At 37.2% G+C, this 21,616-nt stretch carries 10 protein-coding genes and 1 pseudogene; 4 read left to right on the top strand and 7 right to left on the bottom strand.

From position 1 onward, the window contains the following. The 3 genes from U736_RS0100005 to U736_RS0100015 all read right to left on the bottom strand — a co-directional run. The coding region (locus U736_RS0100005; protein ID WP_026500118.1) for a hypothetical protein at positions 1-4,592 on the bottom strand (4,592 nt) is incomplete at its 3' end. 627 nt (positions 4,593-5,219) lie between these two features. Beyond that, positions 5,220-12,032, bottom strand: coding sequence for a Vomp family autotransporter (locus tag U736_RS0100010; RefSeq protein ID WP_026500119.1), 6,813 nt, complete (start codon positions 12,030-12,032; stop codon positions 5,220-5,222). Between the two features lie 864 nt (positions 12,033-12,896). Next, positions 12,897-13,400: a helix-turn-helix domain-containing protein gene (locus U736_RS0100015; RefSeq protein WP_012754564.1), complete on the bottom strand. Its 504-nt coding sequence runs from the start codon at positions 13,398-13,400 to the stop codon at positions 12,897-12,899. Between the two features lie 500 nt (positions 13,401-13,900). Here U736_RS0100015 and U736_RS12075 point away from each other — a divergent pair, with 500 nt between their 5' ends. After that, positions 13,901-14,368 carry a hypothetical protein gene (locus U736_RS12075; protein WP_114647992.1) on the top strand — a complete coding sequence of 156 codons (468 nt, stop codon included), beginning with the start codon at positions 13,901-13,903 and terminating at the stop codon, positions 14,366-14,368. Further along, on the top strand, positions 14,349-14,618 hold the full coding sequence (locus U736_RS0100030) for a hypothetical protein (RefSeq protein WP_012754562.1): 270 nt from the start codon (positions 14,349-14,351) through the stop codon (positions 14,616-14,618). The genes U736_RS12075 and U736_RS0100030 overlap by 20 nt, the downstream gene beginning before the upstream one ends. 320 nt (positions 14,619-14,938) lie before the next feature. Here the strand turns inward: U736_RS0100030 and U736_RS0100035 are convergent, their stop codons facing one another. The 4 genes and pseudogenes from U736_RS0100035 to U736_RS0100050 all read right to left on the bottom strand — a co-directional run bounded on the left by U736_RS0100035 (position 14,939) and on the right by U736_RS0100050 (position 18,181). Continuing rightward, positions 14,939-16,150, bottom strand: coding sequence for an MFS transporter (locus U736_RS0100035; protein WP_026500120.1), 1,212 nt, complete (start codon positions 16,148-16,150; stop codon positions 14,939-14,941). A 481-nt stretch (positions 16,151-16,631) separates the two neighbouring features. Then, a pseudogene (locus U736_RS0100040) lies at positions 16,632-17,000 on the bottom strand (dTMP kinase). A 41-nt stretch (positions 17,001-17,041) separates the two neighbouring features. Further along, positions 17,042-17,281 (bottom strand): hypothetical protein, encoded by a 240-nt coding sequence (locus tag U736_RS10690; RefSeq protein WP_187147392.1) that lies wholly within the window; start codon positions 17,279-17,281, stop codon positions 17,042-17,044. 582 nt (positions 17,282-17,863) lie between these two features. Next, positions 17,864-18,181, bottom strand: coding sequence for a hypothetical protein (locus tag U736_RS0100050; protein WP_143711770.1), 318 nt, complete (start codon positions 18,179-18,181; stop codon positions 17,864-17,866). Between the two features lie 344 nt (positions 18,182-18,525). Here U736_RS0100050 and U736_RS10695 point away from each other — a divergent pair, with 344 nt between their 5' ends. Both U736_RS10695 and U736_RS12620 read left to right on the top strand, forming a co-directional pair. Continuing rightward, positions 18,526-20,010: a hypothetical protein gene (locus U736_RS10695; RefSeq protein ID WP_244596099.1), complete on the top strand. Its 1,485-nt coding sequence runs from the start codon at positions 18,526-18,528 to the stop codon at positions 20,008-20,010. Further along, positions 19,991-20,755 carry an ATP-grasp domain-containing protein gene (locus tag U736_RS12620; RefSeq protein WP_244596098.1) on the top strand — a complete coding sequence of 255 codons (765 nt, stop codon included), beginning with the start codon at positions 19,991-19,993 and terminating at the stop codon, positions 20,753-20,755. The genes U736_RS10695 and U736_RS12620 overlap by 20 nt, the downstream gene beginning before the upstream one ends. Positions 20,756-21,616: the final 861 nt, after the last annotated feature.

Here is a 21,616-nt window from a genome sequence, read left to right on the forward strand (position 1 = left end):
ACTTCCTTAATGCGAGCATTCACATTCTTGATATTATCATCAAGTCCTTTAAAGGCAGAACCAACATCGGTATGCGGTTTATCTGTTACTTCACCATCTTTATCAATACTGGATAAGTTATAAGTTGGCCCTTTAAAAGCACCATCCTTAAATTCAGCATCTCCACCCAAGAATTTTGCTACATCCGTTGAAAGGATGTGAATCTGTCCTCCATTGATAACATCTGTTGAGTTTTCTGCAATCAATCCTGCGGCTACATTATGCAGTGCAACAGGTGTAGCATCCTTCCCTTTACCAAAAGTTACATTTGTATAATCAATTTGATCATCGGTTGTTTTATCGTAAAGAACAACAGAAGAACTATCAGACAGAAGGGTATCAGAAAGATCCTTCAAACCTTTATCAAGCTGTCCCTTGTTAACCGCTTCATTATCTTTTTCTGCTGCCTTCACACCAGAAACAGTCCGTGCTGCACCACTCTTGTTTGCGATATTGATTTCACTACCTTCTACTCCTTTACCAATGTTGATAACATCTTCATTTTTCGTAACAAGAAGATTACTAATTACATCGCTGATTGCATTTTGAACCTTTGTGAAAAGTTTACCCACACCTGAAAATGCGTCTGATACATTCTTATAGCTTGATTCAGCTTCAGTGCCATCATCATTGATAGTTTTGAGCTTAAAATCAGGAACATTCAATTCCCCATCTTTATATTCAGCGTCATTAGAAAAATATTTTGCAACCTTATCGCCCAGTGAATAAAGTTGAGAACCATTTACTGCATCCGTCGATTCTTTCGTAATATCTCCTACAGCAAGCGATGTGATTTTACTGGCTTTTCTGTCATCCCCTTCCCCATGCAGAGCCACAAAAGCTTTGTCACCATCGCTCCAAGATAAAGAATCTTGTGCAACTCCTTCTGAGACTTCCTTAATGCGAGCATTCACATTCTTGATATTATCATCAAGTCCTTTAAAGGCAGAACCAACATCGGTATGCGGTTTATCTGTTACTTCACCTTTTTCATCAATATTCGATAAATTATAAGTTGGCCCTTTAAAGTTTTTTCCATCAAAGGATACATCTCCACCTAAAATTTTTGATAAATCCGAAGCTATGGTATTAATCTGGCCACCCGTGATTGCATCATGTGAATCCTTGGCAATCTTACCATCAGCAACATTATGGAGACCTACAGCTGTCTTATCTTTAGCTTTTCCTAAAGTCACACTACTATAATTAGTTTTACCATCTGAATCTTTATCATAATGAACAACTGCTGATTCATCAGACTGAAGACTGTTCGAAAGCTCTTTCAAGCTTTTATCAAGCTGTCCTTTATTAACAGCTTCATTGTTCTTTGTCGCCTCCTTCACGCCAGAAAGCGTCCGATCCGCCCCGGTCTTATTGGCAACATTGATTTCACTGCCTTCTACTGCAGCTCCAATAGTAAGACGATGCGTTGTTTGGTCTTGCTGAACAAAGCTTTCGCTTTCTACTTTGTTAATCACATTATTAACCTGTTCAGTCAATTTATTCTGAACATTCGTGAGAGAACTACCAACTCCTGCAAAAGCACTTGCTACATCAGGATATTCCTTATCTTCAGGGCTGCCATCTTCCTTGATTGTTTTTACCTTGAATGTAGGAGCGGTCCATTTCCCATCCGCATAGACAGCACCACCACCTAAATAAGATGCAACCCCTGTGCCCAATGTATGAAGCTGTGAGCCATTTACTGCGTCTGTTGAAGTTCCACTGATTGCCCCGCCAAGTAGACCGGAAAGTTTCCGCCCTTCATTACTTTTGTTCAAAATACTGATTTCGCTACCACCCGTTTCCATACCAACAGTGATAGGACCTACTCCTCCATCACGGAGACTACGCGTTAAAGTCTTCTTTGCTACTTGCTTAACAAGAATACTGTCTCTTACATTAGCAATTTCAGTATTTGTTGCCAAAAGTTGGGAACCATTGACAGCTTCGGTTGATTCTGCTGTGAGTGCGCCACTTTGAATGCCTGTTATCTTCTTACTGCCAGCGTCAATACCAGAAGTGGTTATTTTCGGACCTCCAGTAATCACTAAGCCTGTTGCGTCTAGGGTATTGGTGCCTGCCTTTACGCTCGTTAATGCAACATCTTGAGCCAGATCAAATTTTAGCTTATTGTCCTTATCGCCTTTTGTAATCTTAAAATTGTTACTTCCAGTTGAAAAATCTATTGTATCATCTATGCTAACGGCTTTGGTATTTTTATCATCAACAGAAAGTTTCCAACCTTTACTTGCGTACGCTCTTAGTGCTTTCAGCTGCGCAATATTGACGGCGTCAGTATCTGCATAACCCGCTGCCACACCTGTAAGCTGTCGTGTTATCTTATTCGGAGTATCACCAATACTAAAAGCTCCTTGGGTGCTCTTCCATATCACACCATCATCTGTTGACTGGCTCCCTATGGAAGGATCATAGCCAACAGTGGACGCTGGGTTACGAGAAAAAGATTTATAACCCACAGCAACACCACCAGTAACACCAGCTTGTACTTGTGCATTTGAACCTAATGCCACACTATTTGCACCAGATGCATTTGAAAGTCCACCTAATGCCATACTATTTTCAGCAGATGCCGCTGCAAAACCACCTAATGCAATACTATTTTCGGCATTTGCATTTGAAAGATTACCTATAGCAATACTTCCTTGCCCACCTTTTCCCTCAGCGGCGGCAATTTTAATGCTCTTCGATTCGGCATTCCATTTAAAGACACTATCATCGGTAGCTTTTTTAATCTCATTGTGAAGATTTACATAAGACTTACCCACACCCTCAAGAGCTTTTGCTACATCCGGAAAACTTTCTTCTTCAATCTCATTCGTCTCAGGATTGAAAGTTTTAATTTTGAACTTTGGATCATCCCATTGTCCACTTGTAAATTTAACACCACCACCTAAATATCGAGCTATATGGGTAGCTACAACATTCAACTGACTACCATTTACCGCGTCTTTTGAATCTGCACTAAGATCAGCAGGCGCAACACCCGTTATCCTTTTATTTCCAGCATCAATACCAGCAGTGATTATTTTCGGACCATCAGTAATTACTAAGCCCGTGGCATCGAAGGTATTTGTGCCTGCCTTTAAGCTCGTTAATACAACATCTTGAGCCAGATCAAATTTTAGCTTATTGTCTTTTTCGCCTTTTGTAATCTGAAGATTTGTACTTCCAGCAGAAAAATCTACTACGCTATCCATAAGAACAGTTGTAGCATTCTTATCTCCAACTGACAGTTTCCAACCGTTTTTTCTTACAACATCTTCTAAGTCTCTTAACTGCCTAACATTCACTGCATCTGCAGGTTCAGAACCAGCTGCTACGCCTGTAATTTGTCTGGTTATACCCTTACTATAATCACCAACACTCACTGCGCCCCGCGTACTTTTCCATTGCGCCTCTGTGTTTGTTGCAGGACCCTGCAACACAGAAGTATAACCAAACTCACCAGCAGCCCTATTGGCTACAGAATCGCTTCCTAGAGCAATACCATCTTTAACTGATGCTTTTGCTTTGTAACCAAAAGCAATGCTATTTTCTTGTGATACCTCTGCGCGCTTGCCTAAAGCAATAGCCTGTTGACCTTTCGCTTTTGTTTCCAGACCAATAGCAATCGTAGAATAGTCCATAGCCCGAGCCTCAGTGCCTAAAGCGATTGCATAACCACCACTTGCAGCTGTGTTACCTTCAAAATCAACATCTCTATCGGCCTGTCTAATAGCACTATTAGTTACACCACCTATTGCAATATCACCTATACCTTCAGCCTCAGCAAGTTTACCTATAGCAATACCAATTGCACCCGATGCAATAGACCATGGACCAATGCTAATAGTATCATCGTTACCTCTTGCCTTGTAACCCTCGGTAAAACTATGAGCGCGCGTCTCTTTATAATCTTCTTTTGGATCTAATTTTATTCTTGGAGACACGCCTTCTCTCACAGCTATTGACATTCCCCTTGTCATAAATTCTGTTAAGTTACTCGCCGATGGGGTTACTTGTTCCTTTGCAGAGGCAAGTAATCTTCCAAATTTCTCTCCTTCATTCATATTATTCGCTTGTAGACCTTCAGCGCTATCAACCATAAATGTCTGTGGGCTGACGAGAGGCTTTTTATTTTGCACCCCTGCATTTAACGTTTTTTTCGATAGGTTATTACTGTTTGCTGTCAAAACATTGATTATAGAACTCTCATCGCTCGGACTTAGAAGAGCTTTGGTTAAAAAATTTGCATAGTCATCAGAAGCATTTACCTTGGGTGTCAAAGCAACATTCAATGCTGTTAAATAATTGTCTTTTGAAACAGAAGAAGCATTCAAACCAGCAACAGAGATGATGTTTTCTGGATAAGAGACACCAGCACTGTTAACACCTTCGAGAAATGTGTTTCTAAAATCAGAATTTGCTGAAAAAACAGGAGAAGCATTCGATAAAAATGTAACCGCTGTAGCCAACGAAAGAACTTTAACAAAAGAAAAACGAGAACGTTTTAATTCGCTCGCTACTCGTATGGCATATAATTTTTTCATAATAAACTCCCCAATGAAAAAAATAACTATAAACACAAAAAAAACACATTTAAACGCTATAAGATTTCTTAAAATTTGTTTCTAAACATATTCAAGAGGTTAGCACCTGATTGAAAAGATAGAAAATTTGTGTTTTTAGGTTTTATGGTTAACGTGTTTTGCTCTTTTACATTTCCTAAAAAGATAAATTTCTTTTGTGGTGATTGCTTTTTTAACCTTTAAACTTATTGGTTGTTTTTTGCAAGGGGTAGAGTTAGTTTAGTATATTGTTTCTATAACTTACTCCAGTAAAATTGAAATATATACTTTTGTCTTATTAGAAAATTTTTTAATAGATTTCTAGAAAGTGAAAGGTTTTTTTATCTGTAGAGTGCTACAGATTTTTTATATTTAAAAATTAAAGCAGAAAATAATGAACCTTATAATTTATGAGAAAACTCGTTATCTTATTTTGAAATAAGACGTTCGCTTTGTTGAAAGTGTGCGGTTTTTCTGTTTTTTAAACCTGTATTTATCATTATAGCGCTTATCAATTTATATACTGTGTATTTTTACATCCGTAAAAACAATTCACCCCTGCCTCATGAGACAGGGGTGAAAGGAGTTTTTTATGTATTTTGTTTATTATCAGTTCAATGTCATATTGAATCCCGCGCCTACACCCCAGTGACCTCCAGAAGTTGTTGCGGATATGTTAGAACGGTATTTTCCATTTTCTGAGGTGTAACCTGCACCAAAGGCAAATGCAGATTGGCTACGCCATAAACCAGTACCAAATCCAACGCTTAATTTTCCAGGTGTATCATTGTAGCGTAAGTTAGACACTGCTAAACCAATCGCAGCTGCTTGTCTTGCCTCTTTTTTCACACTCTCAATACTATAGTTTAAAACATCAAACTTCATATCTGTATATTGCTTAGCCCGATCAACAGCATCATCAATCGCATCAATCACAATATTATTTATCCGTTGATCTGTGTAGTGTTTAGATTGATCAAGAATTATCTTCATCTGCTCTTGAGTATAGTCATGGAGTTGACCACCATTTACAGCTTCTTTCGACCCTTTTTCAATTTTACCATCAGCTACATTATCAATCATAACAGGTTCACTAGGATCACCACCCGCTAATGTGATTTTATTGGTTTTTTTGCCGTTTTCATCTCTGTCATAACGAACAGCGTCCTCAGCAATATCGTTAACTTTATTATCAATATTATCAACTTTGTTTTCAATATTGAAAACCGTTTCACCAATATTCGTAACCGTAGTGGAAATATTATCGACTCTGTTGTTAAGATGCTTCACATCTTTTTCAACACTCGTAACACGTTCATTGGTTTCCCAAAGCTGACCACCATTAACCGCATCTTTCGAACCTTTTTCAATTTTACCATCAGCTACATTGATAATCTTACTCGGCTTACCATCGCGACCAGCATCATAGGCTTTTTTATCACTGTTCCACTTTAAAGTATCTGAATCGACCTTGTCGATGACATCATCAATACGGTTATTAATATTTGACATATTTTTATTGACGTCACCAAAAGCATCAGCGACATTATGGTGCTCTTTCTCAACAGTCGTACCATCAGCATTGACTTGAACAATCTTAAAAGTAGGATCTGTCCACTTGCCATTCTCATATTTGGCACCGCCACCGAAATAATTAGCAAGCTGGTTGCTCATGAGATAAAGCTGGTTACCCGTAATAGCATCCGTTGAACCTTTAGCAATTTCACCATCTAAAAGATACTTCAATTTGCTGTTTGTTTTCTTGCCATCTTTTTCATGACGTGCAACAAATGCTTCTTCTTCATCATCCCACAGTAAAGCATCTTTTGAGAAATCTTCAATTTGCTGATTAAACTCATTGGATACATTTGTTAAGCGTTGATTCACATCTTGAACATTTTTATCAAGACCTGTTAAAGCTGAACCAACGTCATAAAAATCAGCCTGCCCTACCTTACCATCTACAATAGCCGATAAAGTATATTTCAGCCCTTCAAAAGCACCGTTAATGAACTTTGCACCACCGCCAAAAAACTTTGCAATATCTGCTGATATTTTATTAATTTGACTACCATTGATTGCATCGTGGGAATTTTCAGAAATGCTACCATCTTTTACGTTATGAAGAGCAACTGGTCCGTTGTTCTGATCGCCACCCAAAGTTACACTACCATAATTAACATTACCATCGTCATCCTTATCATAGAGAACCGCAGCAGCAGTTACTGTCTCAATATCTTTAGAAATCTTATCTATGCTTTTATCAAGTTGATCTTTGTTAACAGCTTCATCGCCCCTCTCTGCTGCCCTAACACCAGAAATCTTGCGTGCTACCTTACCAACACCCGCAACATTGATCTCAGTACCCGTTGTATCCTTACCAATAGTGATAGGAGCAGAAACTCCGTCTTGCTTAACAAGATTATTTTCTTTCATTTCAATAATCTTATTATCAATATTTGTGATAGAAGTATTGACACCCGTAAACGCATCAAAAACATTATTATATTTCGTATCCTGAATAATGAAGGTTGGTTCTATACCGGCAAGTACATCTGTATTGCCACCAAAATATTTTGATGTATTTTCAGCAACTTTTTTCAGATCACCTGTTACAGCGCTAACATTCTGATTAGTCGTAAAGAGCTGTGAACCATTTACTGCTTCAGTCGAGATTATCGAAAGTGTCGCATTTTTCACACCAGAAAGTGTCCGCTCCTCATTGTTCTTATTTGCAATGCTGATTTTAGTACCACCTGTTGCCTTACCAACGGTAATAAGACCATTTTCTCCTTCTTGCTTCACAAGGCTATTTTCTGTCACATTATTAATCTGATTATAAATATCTGTGATAGAATTATCGACACCTTCAAAAGCATCAGCAACATTATGATGCTTTTTCTCAACAATAGTGCCATCCTCATTACGCTGAGAAATTTTGAAAGTAGGCTTTCTCCACTTTCCATCCTCATAGCTAGCTCCACCGCCAAAATAATTAGCAATCTGACTACCCATTGAATGAAGCTGAGAACCATTGATTGCATCAGTGGAGTCTTCAGTAACCTCCCCCTCTGAAACACCCGTAATGATCCGTTCTCCATCAGTACCTGTGATATCAATTTTCGTACCATCTGTTTGAGAACCAATGGTGATAAGTCCAGAATCTTCTTCTTGCTGAACTAAACTATTTTGTTTTATATCCAAAATCTGATTATGAATATTCGTGAAAGAATTATTCACGCCTTCAAAAGCATCAGCAACATTTGAGTAAGGCTGCTTAGAGGAAGTTCCATCATTCTTGAATTGGATAACATTGAAAGTAGGAGCGTGCCATTCTCCATTTTCATCATATCCAGCGCCACCACCAAAATAAGAAGCAACGTCCTTCATTGCAAGGACTAAATGATGATTAACATGCCTGATATTTGTATCAAGCCCTGACAAAGCCGATCCAACATCATTATGTTCCTGCTGTTTTACCTGACCATTTTCATCAATAGTAGTTAAATTATATCTCGGTTTTCTAAAGACTCCATTCTCGAATGAGGTCCCACCACCAAAAAACTCAGCAACATTTTGGGATATTTTATTAATCTGGCTACCATTGATAGCGTCATGCGATTGATCAGAAATCTTTCCATCTTTGACGTTATGAAGAGCAACTTGCCCGTTAATCTTATTACCTCCTAAGGTCACACTATTATAATTAACAGAATTATCATCATTCTTATCATAGAGAACCGCAAATTTATCCATTTGATTAATAACATTATTATTAATATTTGTTACAGTGTCATCGAGTTGTTTTTTATTAACAGCTTCATCATCGTTCTCTGCAGCTTTCACGCCCGCGATAGTCCGAGCTCCCTCAGTACCTGTGATATCAATTTTCGTACCGCCTTTTTCTTTACCAATGGTAATAAGCTTCTGATCTTCATGCCATTTAACAAGACTATTTTCTGTTACATTGTTAATCTGACTATAAATATCTGTGATAGAGCTATCGACAGCAGCGAAAGCATCAGTTACATTATTATGTTTCGTTTTCTGAACCGTAAAAGTTGGTTTGATACCATTAAGTACATCTGTCTCCTCACCACCAAAAAAATCCACTATATTAGTAATATAACTAAATAACTGATGGCCATTTATTGCTTCTGTCGAATCGGAACTGACCTTTCCAACTGCAACGCCAGAAATAATTCGATTCTCGCCTTCAGAGTTCGCAACTTTGATTTCGATACCGTCTTTTTCAGCACCAATGGTAATGAATTTCCCATCTTCGTCCCATTTAACAAGACTATTTTCTGTTATATCAAAGATTCTATTATGAAGATTCGTGATGGAACTATTGACACCACGAAAAGCATCAGCGACATTACTGTATGACGTACTAGTAAAAATATCATCCTCATCAGGCTGCAAAATACTGAAAGTAGGATTAGTCCATGTCCCATTCTCATAGCTAGCACCACCACCAAAATACCTAGCAATGTCGCTACCCATAGCATAAAGCTGGGAACCATTTATTGCATCAGATGAATTCTCATTAACCATCCCCCATGCAACACCCTTAATAACCCGATTACGGCCTTCATTATTTTGAACACTAATTGTCAAGCCGCCTTTTTCCTTACCAATGGTGATAAGTTTCTGTCCTTCGTCCCATTTAACAAGACTATTTATTGTCGCATCGTTAATCTGATTGTAAATATCCACGATGGAATTGTTGACACCACCTAAAGCATCAGCGACATTATGGTGTTCCTTCGCAAGAATAGCACCCTTCTCGTCAGGCTGCACAACTATGAAAGTAGGATCAGTCCATGTCCCATTCTCATAGCTAGCACCACCACCAAAATACCTAGCAATGTCTCTACCCATAGCATAAAGCTGGGAACCATTTATTGCATAAGATGAATTCTCATTAACCGCCCCAGATGCAACACCCCTAATAGCCCGATCACCGCCTTTATTATTTTGAACAGTAATTGACAGGCCGCCTTTTTCCTTACCAATGGTGATAAGTTCCTGTCCTTCGTCCCATTTAACAAGACTATCTCCTGCCATTTCATTTTTGATTTCGTTCAATTGTGCAAAATTTACAGCATCGGTATCTTCAGTTCCCTTTGCCACTTTTGTAATCTTTTGATTGCCAGCACTAATACCATTAACAGTTATGCTCGGCCCAGTACCATCAGTAAACATAAAGCCATTATCACTCATAATGCTTCTGCCTGTAGTGACACTCGTCAATTTAAGATTATCATTCAAAGAAAAAGTGACTTTATTATTGGCTTTTTCAATGTTTATATTTTTGCTTCCATCCCCACTCGCAGCCGCAACAATATCTACTGTACTCCCAGCTTTAACGTCTGTAGCATTTTTACTATCAACAGAAAGTTTCCAACCGTTTTCTGCAAGTGTTTTTACATCTTGCAACTGTTTATAATTCACTGCATCGGTATCTTCTTTCCCTGCTGCTACTCCTTTAATCATTTTATCACCAGCATGAATGCCATTAACAGTTATGCTCGGCCCAGTACCATCAGTAAACCCAAAGCCAGCAGCACTCATAACGCTTTCTCCTGCTGTGACAGTCTTTACCTGAATATCATCAGCTAGGTCAAATGTGACATTGTGATCTTCGTCTTTTTCAATCTTAATATTCTTTTTGTTTTCATGGCCAGCTGCTTGGAAATTTACTGTGCCATTTGGTCCAATAGCTGTAGCATTTCCACCATTAACAGAAAGCTGCCAGCTCGTTTTGGTTGCCTTTTCTATATCTTTCAACTGTCTATAAGTCACTGCTTGGTCATCTTCAGTCGCGTCTGCTACTCCCGTAATCTGTTGCTTGCCAGCATCAATACCGTCTATAGTTATAGTTGGTCCATTATCGATCATAAAACCATCGTCACTCATAGAACTTTGTCCTGTAGTGACACTAGCCAATTTAAGAGTATCACTCAAAACAAATTGGACTTTTTGCTTATTATCTCCACTTGCCTTTTGAATCGTTAAATTGTCTTTTCCTACTTCTGTACTTTGCACTGAAAAATCGACTGTACTGCCTGGAGTAACATCTGTAGGATTTCCATTGCTAACAGAAAGTTTCCAGCCTCCTCCTGCTCCTGCCATGACGTCTCTCAAAGCTTTCAACTGTGCAACATTCACTGCATCAGTGTCTTTACTCCCCGCTGCAACATTTGTAATCTGTCGCGTTAATTCCTGCTCAGTATTACCAACACTAAAATCACCTGCAGTGCTTTTCCATGCAAGATCACTCTTTGTTGTTGTAGTATTTGTTACAGGATCATAACCCAACGCATTTCTCTCAACACGAGAGACAGATCCTCCACCCACAGCAACACCATCTATAACACGTACATGTGCGTTTATACCAATTGCAACTGAATGATCCGTCTCAGCATAAGTATGAGTACCTATGGCAATCGAATTTTTACCCTTCGCTATTACTTTTCTTTCCTCCCCGCTTTCTGCAGGTTCCCCACCACCTATTGCGATAGAACCAAGAGCCTGAGCTTCAGCCTTCGTGCCTATAGCAACCGCGTACTCGTCAGTTGCCTTTGTCTTCAACCCTAATGCAATACTATCGTAACCAGATGCAGATGCCACCTTACCAATAGCAACACTATTTATACCGCTCGCTGTTGCGTCTGAACCAAACGCAATCGCATCGTCTAACGTAGCTTGGGAACGCACACCCATAGAAATGCTATTTTTACCAGAAGCAGTCGCAAGCCCACCGATAGCAAGCGCAGAGAGCCCTGATGCCTCTGAACCAACCCCCATAGCAACACTTGCTCTTCCACTTGCAAGTGCAGAAACACCAAAGGCTTGCGCCCCTCCAGCCTTTGCTGTTGCGCCTGCACCAAAAACGGTTGAATAATTACCTGTCGCAGCAGATCCACAACCAGTTGCAAAAGAATACATACCATAAGCCTCAGGCAACGCACTAGCGATACCTGAGGTAGAAAATACCCCCATATAGCCGTTACCAGGCGTACCATTAAGCTTATTTGTTAAACCATCACCAGACCAAATCTCTTTTTCAGTGGTTGTACCATAAGGGTGACGACCATTAAGTTCTCTATCTTCGATAAATCTGTCATATTGTTCTTTTGCAGATATTCGAGAAGTATTGGGTATGCCCTGCTGTTGTTTGCCACCACGATCAACAACATTATCTACACCACAGTAATTATCATCACCAGCAAAAACAATACTGCCATGACTGCCATGTGGATATTCCACACCAGGAGCATTCGAACTCATAATTTTTTCACCTGTTATCGCGATATTCGCAGCCAAAATAGGCGAAACACTTGATAACAGTGCGGTCATTGCCGCGCTGAGCGAGACAGATTTAATTAAATTTGGTGTGGAATATTTTTTTTTCATAAGAACCTCCTCCAACAGAGTTCAACATCATTACAACGCGTGAAAACGCACATGGCAAAACCCTTAGTTTGCGCACTTCAAAAACCAATAAATCAAGACATAACCCTCACCTCGACACCGCTATTTATTACGGCATCGCCCTAAAATCTTTGCAACAACATCGAATCTAGAAAAGTCCCCAACCCTTTTAGCTAGAGGGATTCAAGCTAAAAAATAAATAAAAACACAAGACTTTGAAAATATAACTTGATCTCCATTCAAAAACACTGCGATTTATCTCTTAACAAAAATAGTTTCACTAAAGAGCAATTCTACTTTTTAGATAAAGCACCTTAGAAGAATGGCAAGAGTACAAAAAATAATTTTTTATAAATTTGTAAAAATACTTCTCAATAAATTAACTGTTCTTATAAGCACAAATTTATGATTTTTTTAACTTATAGCATAATGTAATGGATGACGATTATCATAATGACCTCACTCTTTTCTGCAAGGTGAGCTGTTTCAATATATGATATATATCTTTGAAAGAAATCTTTCTTAATATAAATGATGCACGCTCTATAAAAAGTTTCAATGTGCTCATCTCATCATCTTCATAAAAAAACAAAAGCGTGCCTATAAATATCTCTTAGCTCTTCTTTCTTATATGTCTGTGACCCTTTTATAGGAACAAAACATCGTCATTGTATTTTCACTGTTGTATAATTTTTTTTGTATTACTAACTGTAATTCTTTTTATAAGTAGTTTTATCTTTATTAGAGCAATACATTAATTTATAATGATAATTTATTCATATTGAATAAGAGACCAAAAAAGTTTTATTTTTTAAAAAGGCTGTTCGTTTGTATCTTATGAATTTTCTAGATGTGCTTTTCAGATTCGATTTTACGCTTTAAATGTAATTTTAAAAGTGGCAAAGTGGCTTCGACTTCTTCCATATCATTGAGGTTTTGAATAAGCTCTTGCAATTTTCCATAAAGCTCTGCTGCTAATTCCGCAACATCTTCAGGAGAAAGATCTATTTTTGCATCATGATAGGTCGTATAAGCTAAATATCCAAGCTTTTTCATCAGCCCAGCAGGAATCGCTTGTGGTTTAAAACCAGCTGCTTTCGCCTTTGCCATATCTGAAAACATCTCACCATTGCCCGTTACAAGCCAGTTTAAATTGACTTTTAATTTCTGTGATAAAACAGCCAAAAATTCTACATTGGGAAAGGTCGTTCCTCTTTCAGCGTGATCATAAATGGCTTTATTAATACCTAAACGGGTTGCTATTTGGTGCCTACTAAATAGCAAACTTTCTCGTATCAAACGTAATCGCTTCGCTTGTTCTGTTTTGGGTTCAATCTCTTTTTTTGCCAAATTACATAATAATACAAATATTGCATTGACTTAATTCAATATTTGTATTATACCTCTTGTTACTGCCCCTTATGTTAGGCAAAGATCTACATACATAACCCCACAAAAACAGATGTTGCAGCATCCGTATGCAGGAGCGAAATTTATGACAATCACACAAAAAATGCAATCGCCGTGGTATTTTACTGAACTGCGCCCCTGTAATATAACTTTGGAAAAACTCAAGCCTATCAGAGGCTATTTTCCAGAGTCAAAAACATTTGGACACAGCCTAATGAAAAAGCTAAATGCGCCACTGCCAACTCCATCAGTTTGCACGCCAAGCAAATTCTTGCCAACTGCTTTCTCAAAAGTCACAGTCATATTCTTTCAGAAGCAAAAAGCCCAACACAGGTTCTCTCACTCAACAGCCTAGTAAACCTGCTTAAACCTTTTTGCAAAAATCTATAAATACACTTCCCAAAGTTTTTACATTACAACATAAGGTAAAAAGTTTATCAATGTCTAAAAATCAATATAAAATAGGCAAAATAATTGGTATTCTACAAAAAATGAGATCATCACTCGTTATTAAAAAGTTAGACGTTTACAAACCATATTTGCTTATTTTATATATTAATGGTGCTAAGTTAGCTGTAATTGGCAATAGAGATTTCAGGGTGTTTGGTTTATCGTCAGAATGCTCCTCCTCTATGCATATTAAAAGCCTTTTAGCGATGTATTTTAAATGCTATAAGTTCTATAGTAAACACATTACCATCCATATTTACAATTGGGCGCTTCAAAATCTTGAAGTAATACAGTCTTTAATAGACATTGGTTTAAAAGCGCGTATTTTGCAGAAAATTGACAAAACCATGAGGTTCGTATACATGGCAATTCTAAGTGAGAATAGTGGAGTGATACTTAAAAAAGCTGCATGGAAACCGCAACGCGGAGGAATTAAGCATGACCTCTTTATGCGATAAAGAATTATCTGATACATTGGTTGGTCTTTATGACGACTATCAACGCGGTTTCGACATTGGAGAAGAGCTTAAATTGTGCGTGGATTTGGCGTTATCTCTTGAATTGGAACTCAGTATTCACCGTTTAAGTGAAACAGATGCCGTTTTAAAAAAAGAGATTGTGCAAACCTTACATCGTCGTAGAAATACCCATTCCAATGAAGATGAAATTGATACAATTTTTCATATGGATTTTGAAAAACAAAAATAATGTAACACTCTCCCCGTATGATACGATATTACCTCATCGCTTTATTTTCTACTGCGCTTAAACAAAAAAACTTTCAAGAAGATTTAAAGTGTTGCGGTTTCATCTTCTTAACAACAGTGCGATGAATTAAAGAAACCCAGAAATTCTTGTGGGTCGTTATCAAAAAATAGAGAGTATTCTCTAGCATACATCAATTTATGCTTTATTCATTAAGCACCAATTTTTACATTTTCTCACTTCCCTGTAAAAGCAAAATATGAAATATGCTGTAGCGTAAATGTTTATAAAATAGCGTGTATTACCACACTTATAAATGTAATTTATTGTTTTTCATGTCTATAAAACAGCACTATGAGTATTCCAACAAGCGCAAAAATGCTTTGAAAAAAATATATTGATTGAGGTGATATGCTACTGTTATCGCGTGCCATAATGAGATAGACTGCGAGGATCAAGCATCCAGAGATACCATTAAAACTTGCCTGCAATCTTCCTTGGTATTCAGGATCACAAGAGAGTTGTGATAAAGAAATCGAAAGAGCCCAACTTGAAAGTCCAAATCCAATCATAAAGTAAACAGGAAAAACAACAAAATTGTGTGTATTAACAGAGAGAATAGCGAGACCAATAGCCATAAAAGCTAATAAAATGGCTAATGTTTTCCGTATGGATAAAACTTTACAAAGAAGTGGTGAAAAAACCGCACCTGTCAATACGCCCATAGAATAAAGCACCTCAAATATTGCAAAGGTCCTGCTATCCGCATGCAAAACCTCTTGTATATAAGGAACGAGAATAACAGGAATGGTCATCAAAAGAGTCATAATAATCATCTGGCTTACATAAGGTACAAAAAGAGCCGGATTCTGTTTAAAATAATGAAGTGCTGCTGTATAATTTTCCCACCAGTTTTGCTGGTTTTGATTTTTAGATCTTCGGTTTTTAGGTACCTTCATTGCACAATTAAATAAACCAGCAATAATAAAGAATATACCACCTATTAGAAGAGTTCCTTTTGTTCCTGCATAGGACAGTATCAATCCACTTAAGCCCATACCTGCGATAGTGCCAAGTTCGTAAATCATATCGATAGTCGCATTTGCATTGATGAGCTGTTCCTTCAGCACAATACTTTGAATTAAAGAAATAGCTGATGGCATATAAAAAGAGATAAAAATACCCAAAAGAGCAGATAAGACCATCAATTCAATTTCTATACCAAAATGCCATAGCATTACCCAGCCAACGATTACCAAACCTCTCACAAGATTTGAAATAATAATTTGCGTTTTACGATTATATTTATCCGCCAATATGCCCAAAATAGGGGCAAAAATAATGCTAGGCGTCCAAAGAAAAAGCATCATCAACGCTACACCACGGATTGAACTCGTCTGATTGTAAGCAAGCCACGACAATGCAATATAATTTAGTCCATTCCCAAATGTAGCAAATAAGCCACTCAAAGTAAAATAGAGAAAAGTTCTATTTTCAAATAAAGCAATGCGTTCCTTCAAATTTGAAGTGAACATAAATTATCCTCTAAAATAAATACCCGTCGATATGCATGATACATCCTGTTTAAAAACATGCATTCTTACGGTTTTCATTTTAGATCATTAAATTTAAGAAAGCAAAATTCCTTTTTTGAGGCTTTTAAAATCTTTGTGCTGTGGTATTGATTAATTCTTCTATGAAAACAAAACATTTATGCACAAAAATGTGCTCGAATATACCCCTCTATGTCGTTCTTCTATCACCACACTTCGTCTCTAAAAGAATAAACATACTATTATTCTCACGATAAATATTGATAACTTTTCTACTCCCCTTCTCTAAATCTTTTAAAACAAATCCATTACAGTTAATTTTCCAATTAAAATATATAACGTGATATTTTTCCTGAGCAGTTAAATTATTGCAATCATATCTCTAAAGTTTCAGATTTAGAGTACAAATACATAAGAAGGATTTATCGTGGATAAATTGATTAATAAGTGATTTTATTCATAATCAAAAACAAACTTCATCTATATGACGTCGTATTTGATGATGAATTAAAGAAACAGAAGCAGTTCCATCAATTGTTATAAACCGCTCATCTATCTCTGATAAAACTTGGTATACTTCATAAACTTTTTCAATAAAAGAGAGTTGTTCTTCGTATTTTAAGTTTAAACCATCCCTTTTCTGCAACCGCTCCAGTATAGTAGTGGGCGGTAAATGAAGATAAAATGTAATATGAGGTCTTGGAATAGATTGATTTAATTTAACTACACTTTCAACAGAAAGCTCTCAAGCATAAAAATAAGCAAGACTAGAATAAACATATCGATCGCTAATTAATAAATTTTGCGATGACATTAAGGAAGGTTCAATAATTTCAAGCGTATGTTTGCCTCTATCTGTCGCTGATAAGAGTGCTAAAGTAACATATCAATTGCTTTTCCATTATCTAAATAATATCTAATTTCTGGATTATTTCTATACCAATAACTGGGTTGAAAAGTTTGTATTATATGTTTTTCTGTTGAATAATGGTGAGCAATTTCTTTTGTTTGTGTTGTCTTTCCACTCCCATCAAACCCGCATAAGACAATAAAAGAACCGGAAAATTTCTTTGGAGACCACATGGAATTATAAACTTTTTTATCAAGATACATTTTGTCTATATACTCTCCATAAGTTAAATTGTTTTATGTCTAAAATCTCTTAATGTTTAATAAGGTGTTTTTTTACTCGTCTCTAAACAGAAAAACACAATACTCCCGTATTTGTATAACTTATTAACTTTATGATAAATGGCGGTATATAGACTTAGTTTTAAGGTAAGATTATATTTTAGACAACTGAAAATGAGATTAAGTATTTTTGAAAAATATATTTTTTGTTCACGCTACATAACCTGCCATTTTTTAACGAATTCTAGTAGAGTTTCTGAGGATTACTCCTATAACGTCGTGTAAGCGTATAGAAATGAGTTCGATCTAAGTATATTATTGCCCCTAAGGGCTGATACTAGATTGCGCTACATAGGAATCTAACGAAATCAACTCTATCTTTTCTCAAACCACTGCCCACGCCATAAGCATTTGATATCCGATTCCGTCAAAAAGCAGCAGAACAATTCTCAGAAAACATCGCTGAGATATTGAAATATGCCTTGCAAAAGCGTTTGAATCAAATGTTTCACTATATCTTTCGGTATATTCATAAACTGAAACTAAGAATATTATAATAAGTCTTCAAACAACGACAACGTCCAAATCAGCCGTAACAAAGCCTCCTAAAACTGAACCAATAATACCTTCTCTATGAAAAAGACTACCATGTAAAGGCTTTAATACAACCGCACACCTTAGCGCTAATGCCATAAATGTTTCTGATAGATAACGAAGTTTATTGTCACAACAACATCTAACAACCGTCAATAACAAAACCTCAACCTTGAGTATAAACAAAATCAACTTGAAAGCGCAAAATATATCTCTAGGACATAGTTCCTTATTGGCAAGCCACCTGCCAAGAGATGCAGTAAAAATACCAGCCTCCATCCTACTCATTCTCCTGAAAATAAGCTATCACTAGCATAAACATCAGCGTTCAATTTTTTCTACCGAAAAAACTTGACATGCCCAGCCATGTATGTGTGTATTTATTATTCGTAAACATGTGTGCTGATTTATAATATTGCGTGTTTTAAGAGATTTCAAAATGGGGGAATGATGTGCACAAACAACTGATGTTTCGGTTTTATGGGCTTGTTGTCTTACTATATCTCTCTGATATGGTTCTATTTTTAAGTAATCTTTGGAATGCTTATCGCATAACATCCTCATCGATTTTCCTAGGCATAACCATGGCTTTGGGCACCCTTACGCCTTACCTTTAAAAAAAAAGCGGACTTGTGCGCATTAAAGCCTCACTGCGGTTAGTCGATTTATACAAAAGGCGGATCATTATCTATAGCCTTCTTTTATTGATTGCTCTTTTCCATTATGCTGATTCCCCCTTTGGTTTTATCGCTGTCTCTATCTCTATCGGCTATCTCTCTTTGATTACCTTAAGCACTCTCGAGACTTATAATACTAAACTAGCACTTGGTGGTTATATTAGCGCCCAAAAAGCTTCCCGCATTATGCAAACAGTTGTGCAAATTGGCGCTTTTTTGGGAGCAGCACTGAGTGGTTATCTCTTAGAAGCGACCAGCCCTCAAGGGGCAGCGGCTGAAATTGGCTATAATGGTTTGATTGTGGCACTTTGTGTGTTTGACATCATTATAAGCCTTATAGCCGGATATATCATCTTTTGCGATGAATATAACGCTACAGATACCACAGCACTTGCAACCGATAAGAAGCCAGTACCTACACCGCAAGCGAATGAACTCTCTTATGAGCTTAAACTTTTATGCGTCTGCATAGGACTTATTGGCTTTCATATTTGCGCTTATAATACGCTGGCAACCATTCTTTTTCAGAGTGTGAAAAATTTTGGCTCTGAATATTATGGACTTTGCAGTGCGGTTGCGGGCATGGGCGCTTTTTTGGCTGCTTTTATCAAAATCCCTCGCTTTGAATTTATTCTCCCAGCCCTTATGTTGAGCGTAGCTGATCTTATTTTTAGCACCACACAATCGCCCTATTTGGCTGTGGTCTTTTGCTTTTTTATTGGCTTTTCAATGAATACCATGCGAATTAATGCCCGCAAACATACGATTGAAGCGACTAAAACAGAGGCTCAAGCAGAGCTGGTGGGAAGCTATAGCGGCATGCTTTATACTCTCTCCCAATCGGCAGGGTTATGTTATCCTTGGTCTTCTTACAAGCTCTGCCCTTATGGGTCCTCAAGCAGCTGTTTATCTTCTCCCCCTTATAGGCTTAATAATCTTTATTTATGTTCTTTTCCTTTTATCGCAGCGGAACAAAGTATGAGAAAAACTATTCTTATTGTCGACCCTTTCTCCACGGGTGCCCTCTATGGCCCTGCTTTGCAAAAATTAGGCTATGCTTGTTATGGGGTTGTCTCTCAACCAGATCTTTTTTCACGCTATATGCTTTCTTATCAGGGAAAAGGCATGGCAGAAGCAAAACTTCATAATGTAGATGAGATAAAGACACGCTTTCCTATCGGCGCAATAGAGTCTGTGGTAGCAGGCGCCGAAGGAGGTATTTATTGTGCAGATCAATTGGCGGCTTATTATAATTGCCCTGGGAATAATCCCTCAACCACCGATTGGCGACGGAAAAAGGCAGCAATGCAAAAGCGCCTTTGTGAAAATGGTTTATCTTACATCCGATCAAAAATTCTTACAAAAGACAATTGTGCTATCGATGATTTTGAAAGCCACAGCGGCTATGTGGTAAAGCCAAATGATTCTGCTGGGAGTTGATGGTGTTTTGTTTTTCTCTAGCCGTGACGAAGTAGCAGCGTGGATTTCTGAGATTGACTGGACGCAAAAAAATATTTTTGGCACACCTAACGAGACTTATTTGCTCCAAGAAAGATTGGAGGGAGAGGAATACATCGTAGATGCCATTGTAAAAGGAGATGCTATAAAGATATGTGCTTTATCACGATATAAAAAAGGTATTTATAATGGAAGTGCCTTTGTTTATGAATCGCTTGATGTGCTTGATGCTCAAGATCCCTCTTATGCCCCTCTTATCTCTTATGCAAAACAATGTATTCGCGCGCTGGGGATTGAATATGGACCCGCGCATATGGAAATCATGCAAACAGCTTGTGGTCCAGTGATGATCGAAGTAGGAGCCCGCCTCCACGGAGGAATTGCACCCACTTTATTCGCGCATTGCTATGAAGATGATTTACTTGAAAGCTCCGTTAACCTTATTGCAGGCGTGTTTTCGCAAACACCAAGTCGCTTTAAGAAAAAAGGGCGTATTATCTTTCTTATCAACAAGATCGACGGTCATATTATAAAAGATGTTAACGTATGGCAACAAAAGCTTCATTCTTGGGAAAATGTGGTTCATTTTAAGCTCCTTTTTAAAGAAAATGAGCCCCTACCCCTAACCATCGATTTAAATACCTGCCCTGCCATTATAGCAATTTGGGGACACAGTGATGATGAATTATCAGCTTTGGAGAGGATTATTCGTAGCAATTTCTTATAAAATACAATAATTGGAAAGAAAACATAGATTCATCAGCGTAACTAATTGAAAATATAGACAAATATTAAAAATTGATCAAGCTTAACGGATTAAACAATAAGGAAATAATTTTGTTTACAGCTTTATTGTTGAGCATTCACGAATGGATTCTGCTATTATCTCTATCTGAAACTCCCTACAAGCATGAAGCAGAAAAGTTATCAAGCATACTTAGTATACCTAATGACAACTGCTATTACCATGCGTGATGGCTCTAATGTAGGTGGATTTGAACTTTTAAATAATTTCTTAACTCTTGCATCACTCTATTTCCATACTTTTCAAATAATATTCAATAAGTTAAGTAAAATAAATATTTTTTATTTTGGGTTTTGGTGTGTTATTAATCTAAAGCATCTGAAGAGAATATATTAAAAGAACTAAAATATTTATATGTCGAGATTGAAGCAGCTCTATTTTACCCAAAAAAGAGCTATTATGACACAGGTGAATTTAGCTATTAATCTTTTGTTGCAAACAAGTGGAAAAAAATGCTGAACGTAGAAAAAGTTGCATAAGAATCTTTAACAAAAATGATTAAAATTTAGATAGAGTTACAAGGTATGAAATAAAATTGGTTCCATCAGTGCTGCAATTTTTTCTGGTTAATTTTTTCTACCGATATCGTTAAGGCTTTCTTCTAATGACATTGCCTATCATTAGAGGGAGATATATGATTGTTTTTCGAATTGTGACAGCACACAAATTTCGTGATTTATTTTGCCCATCAAAAAGATGTTAGTTAGTTGAGTAAGTTAAAAAAATACATAGCATTCCGTATAATGCCGTGTGTATGTATAAAACTTTTCAGAATGATCGTGT

Source organism: Bartonella grahamii ATCC 700132 (assembly GCF_000518085.1).
Taxonomy (GTDB): domain Bacteria; phylum Pseudomonadota; class Alphaproteobacteria; order Rhizobiales; family Rhizobiaceae; genus Bartonella; species Bartonella grahamii.